3 protein-coding genes are annotated in these 4137 nt (G+C 45.8%); 2 read left to right on the plus strand and 1 reads right to left on the minus strand.

The features are described 5' to 3' along the window. Nucleotides 1-1008, minus strand: a 1008-nt coding sequence (locus tag V6C93_RS11690) for a serine/threonine-protein kinase (RefSeq protein WP_333476832.1), incomplete at its 3' end; no start/stop codon positions are given. Between the two features lie 663 nt (nucleotides 1009-1671). Here V6C93_RS11690 and V6C93_RS11695 point away from each other — a divergent pair. Then, on the plus strand, nucleotides 1672-2016 hold the full coding sequence (locus tag V6C93_RS11695; protein ID WP_333476833.1) for a hypothetical protein: 345 nt from the start codon (nucleotides 1672-1674) through the stop codon (nucleotides 2014-2016). A gap of 128 nt (nucleotides 2017-2144) precedes the next feature. Then, on the plus strand, nucleotides 2145-4137 hold a 1993-nt coding region (locus V6C93_RS11700), incomplete at its 3' end, for a filamentous hemagglutinin N-terminal domain-containing protein (RefSeq protein WP_333476834.1).

Consider the following 4137-nt stretch of genomic DNA (forward strand, 5'->3'; position numbering starts at 1 on the left):
AAACTGTGCTGGTGCAACCTTAATCCAAGCATGTGTTTCTGGCGTGTGCGGCGGATCACTGGGATGGGGTGCTACTTCCCATCTGCCCTCTAAAACCGTATCGGGGATAGAGTTATTTATCGTAACCGTTTGAATCAGCCTTTCACCAAGTCTGGATGCCTTGAACTTCAAGCTAGATTGACTTAGCTGAACTTCCGGTATGCGGATAACATAAATTGGCTTGAGTGCTTCCAAGGCAGCAGCAGCATTGGCATAACGATTTTTGGGATTAGGCTGGACTAGTTTTTCTAGCCAGTCAATAAAGCGAAAACTAAGCTTAGAAACTAGGGGCTTGAAATTAATTCGATTATCTTCATCTATTAAGGTGTCAATTGCAGTAGATTTTATCCCAGTCAGCAAGCAAATCAGCGTCATTCCCAGACTGTAGAGGTCGGTTGCTTCCGTAAGTTGGCGATTGTAGAGTTGTTCTGGCGGCATGAAACCAAGCGTACCCAATGCCACGCTACTCATCGCTACTTCCCCACCGCCAATTCGAGCAAAACCAAAATCTACCAGGTAAACATTCAGTTGATCGTCAACCAAGATATTTTCGGGTTTGATATCCCGGTGGATAACGGAAGGAATGCGATTTTGCAAATACAATAAAATTTCGAGAATCGAAACAGCAATTTGCTTGATTTCATCCGGCTCGAAACTGCGCGGCACAGCTAAAGACTGGGCGTTTTTATATTCCTGTACCATGCAGAAGCCATCTGGGGTTTCAAAGGAATCCAGATAACGGGGGATGCCAGGATGATTTAAGCCTTGAAGTACTTGAATTTCGCGCTCGTATGCTTTAAAGCCTGACCAATCAGAGCTAAACTTGGCAAAGTGAAACTGTTTAACGACTACTGATTGCTGAGTTCTGAGATTAGCTGCCAAATAGGTAATTCGACCGCCAATATAATTGTGACCGAGTTCTCGGATGACTTGATAGCCTAGCGTGGAGAAATCTGGCAACTTACTCATGGCGGCAAGGTTTGTTCTTGAGCAAAGCAAAGGAGTGCACTTAGCACAATGTTAACCAAGAGATACGGTGTCTTGCCGTCCTTAATAGTGGCTTTCTCTTGTCACGTCAATAGATATTATGAAGCTTTTGTGAAGTTTAGTCATTTACTAAATTTAGTTTAGTCATAAGTTAATCTTATAAAAAAACGCATTTACCGGGTTACACGGCAACCTATTCTTAAAGAATTGTAAATTTAACTGATAAAATATCTATCTGCATTTATCTATTTCTATCTGCTGGCAGGCTTTTTAGCATTTATTTACAGAAAAGTTACATTTGATAAGTATTTACAAACGTATAAATTTACATAGCTTAAATTTATATTTTTTCATAAAGATAACGTGAAACGACTAACGCTCCTTACGCAAGAACTTAATCTTTAGAGGAACATTAGGCGCAATTTTAGAAAATTTTATGTTAACGTCTCGCATGAGTGTGAACCCACTGGTTACGACTACTGCCTATATCAGGCTGACAAGAGCTGCACAGAATACTGATTACTGCTTTATCGGGTAATCAAAGCCTCCTTAAAAAGGAGGATGTAAAGAGCATTACCGCGCAATATGTTATCAGTCTGTAATCATTATTTAATCATTTTTTCCCGAAAATTTAGTTGAGTAGCCATGTTCATCAAGCACTTCACGATAGTGAGTTTGGCTTTGTATTTGGGGCTTGCTGTTAATTTCCCCGGACAGGCTCAAGAACAGTCGAACTCTTCCTCAGTCAGCGACAAGCTGGAGAATGCATTCAATCCGCCGCCTACAGGCTCGCTTCCTGTGAATAGGCAAGGCGGTGCAACACGAGGTGAGCAACATAGTTGTGAGCCGCTTTCATCTCAGGAGTTACCTCCTAACAAGTGTCTACCTGAGGGTTTTGCACCTGACAAGCTTACACCTGAGAAGCTTGCACCTGATAATTTTGCGCCAAAGCCTTTAACTTCATCACCAACAGACTCAACAAATTGGTGAAGGGTGTCGAAGTGCTTATCTAATTCTAAGGATTTACGCAACTGTCATAGGATAATTCTTACCTTTTGACAGATAGAAATCCCCTAAACAACCCCCAAACTAGGGTTGAAGTTGTGGGGGGAAGGACGTTGGCACAGCAAACGGAAGATTGGTACCGTGAGTCAAAGCCCCTGAGTGAAGTCAACGGCTTGCTGATAGGGGACGCATTAAACAAGCTCAGCCTTAATAGTTCCTTCAAGAACCAAAAACAGAATATTACTTACGTTTTACTTGTACTTTTTTACTTTTTACTTTCCCAAGGTCGAGCATTCGCTCAGTTAATCCCGGATACCACTTTGGGTGGCGAAAGTTCCGTCGTTACTCCTGGCGTTATTATCAATAACCAACCCGGCGATCGCATCGATGGTGGAGCCTCTAGAGGCGCTAACCTATTCCACAGTTTTTTAGAGTTTAATCTTAACGATGGACAGCGGGTTTATTTCGCCTCACCGACGGGAATTGAAAATATCATTACGCGAGTCACAGGCGCTAATCCTTCCAATATTTTAGGGACGCTGGGTGTTGATGGTTCTGCCAATTTATTCCTGATTAATCCCAACGGCATCTTGTTTGGACCCAATGCTCGTCTCGATGTAAAGGGTTCTTTCTTTGCAAGTACCGCCAGCAGCGTAGTCTTGGCTGATGGCAACCAGTTCAGTGCAACAACTCCTCAAAATCCTTCACTACTAACCGTCAGCGTTCCTTTAGGATTGCAATTCGGAGCAACACCCGGCTCTGTGCAGGTGCAGGGTTCAACGCTACAAGTGCCACCAGGAAGAACTTTGGGACTTTTGGGCGGTGACGTGACGCTGCAAGGCGGTACAGTTGCGGCACCTCGCGGACGAATTGAACTTGGTAGCCTTGCTGGCAATAGTTTTGTCAGCCTGAAGCCAAGTGGTAATGACTGGCGACTGGGGTATGAAGGTGTGCAGAACTTCCAAGATATACAACTATCTAAAAAGGCGGTGGTGAGTGCCAATGGTGAAGGAGGGGGTGATATTCAGGTTTGGGCGCGATCGCTACGACTGGGTGAAGAGTCACGTATCGAGGCATTAACCTTGGGTTCGCAACCGGGAGGGGAAATCGCTGTCAACGCTTCCAACTCAGTCGAATTAACCGGAACGGGAACGAGAACTTATCTCCAGGATATAGGACTGTTTTTAACGGGACGAGTTAGACCGGCTAACCTACGCAACGGCTTGTTTACTCTAGGTTATGGTTCGGGTACAGCTGGGAATGTGGTGATTAATACGCCCTCGTTGATTGCCCGTAATGGAGCGATTGTTGCCACTTCTACGGCTGGATCGGGTCATGGTGGAGATTTAACCGTCAATGCTTCGGAAAACACCGAACTGACAGCTTCTGCCTTAATCACTGGGACTGGAATTGGTGGGGGTGATTCTGGAAACTTAACGGTTAATACAGGACGGTTGCTCGTGCGAGACTATGGTGTCATGACAACCAGTACGCTTAGCTCCGGGCGCGGTGGAGAATTAACGGTTAATGCCTCCCAGTCAGTGGAACTGATCGGTACCCCTCCATTTAACCTCATACCCAGTGATTCTCGGACTCGCTTTATCACTGGCTTGTTTAGCAGTACCTTCGGGGAAGGAAAGGCCGGAGATGTGCAGGTGACAACGCCGCGCTTATCGGTACGGGATGGGGCTGCGATTGGGGCGAGTACTTATGATAAGGGGAATGGTGGAGATATTATAGTGACGGCTTCTGACAGCGTAGAGTTAATTGGTAAGTCTGAGTCTCCCGATGGCATTAGTCCCTCTGCTCAAAGCGCTTTGGCAGCTACGGCTGTGAATGGTTCGTTAGGTACAGCGGGAACCCTGAGTGTAAAAACTGGACAATTGATTCTGCGGGATGAGGGAAGACTCAGCGTCCGTAATCGAGGAACAGGGAAGAACGCAGGCAACTTGAATGTAGTAGCTGACTCGATCCTTCTAGACAACGGGGGCAGCATCGCCGCCGCTACGGAAGAAACAGGAGAAGGCGGGAATATCACGCTCCAGACGCGGTCTTTACAGCTACGTCGCAACAGTACCATCGATGCCCAAGCGGGTCAAACTGGCA

The organism is Allocoleopsis sp. (assembly GCF_036703385.1).
Classification (GTDB): domain Bacteria; phylum Cyanobacteriota; class Cyanobacteriia; order Cyanobacteriales; family Coleofasciculaceae; genus Allocoleopsis.

Coding starts and splice junctions, on each gene's coding strand:
- V6C93_RS11695 (WP_333476833.1), top strand. CDS start 1,672: ATGTTCATCAAGCACTTCACGATAGTGAGTTTGGCTTTGTATTTGGGG.